The organism is Paenibacillus macerans (genome assembly GCF_050565405.1).
GTDB lineage: Bacteria > Bacillota > Bacilli > Paenibacillales > Paenibacillaceae > Fontibacillus > Fontibacillus macerans_B.
The window spans coordinates 1-590 of record NZ_JBNYYG010000130.1 but is presented as its reverse complement, the minus strand read 5'-3'; the positions used below and the strand labels follow the sequence as shown (position 1 = coordinate 590).

Here is a 590-nt window from a genome sequence, read left to right as displayed (position 1 = left end):
TGATATGCTCCCCATACGGTAGACAGGTGAAATAATAAAACCTGTTACTGTAGGGGGAGTATTTTTTATGTCCAAAAAAGAACATACAGCCTCAGAGAAATTCGCTATCATTCAGGAGATCGAAGCTGGTCATATCGGCGTCAAGACTGCAGCTAAAAAGTTCGGTTTAACCAAAACCACCTTAGCCAAATGGCGACGTCGTTATCGAGTGTACGGGTATGAAGGATTAGAGGTTCGTTCCCAGAATCGCAGTTATTCCACCGAGCTTAAACTTCAAGCCGTTATGGACTGCCTCGAAGGGGGAATGTCGCAATATCAAGTGATCGATAAGTACAGGATCGCCAGTCGAAATCAACTTGTTGATTGGATTAAGAAGTATAATGGTCATAGCAGCTTAAAAGCTTATACAGGGGGAACAACAGCTATGACCAAAGGGCGCTCTACAACCTGGCAAGAGAGGATTGACATTGTCCTGTATTGCCTTGCAAATGGACAAGATTACAAAAAAACGGCGAGCCACTTTCAGGTTTCCTACCCGCAAGTGTACGGATGGGTAAAGAAGTACGAGGCTGGAGGTCAGGATGCTTTGC

The 590-nt window shown here is 44.7% G+C and carries 1 protein-coding gene; it reads left to right on the top strand.

The features are described from left to right. Nucleotides 1–67: 67 nt before the first annotated feature. On the top strand, nucleotides 68–590 hold a 523-nt coding region (locus ACQ4N8_RS28145; protein WP_430707675.1), incomplete at its 3' end, for a helix-turn-helix domain-containing protein.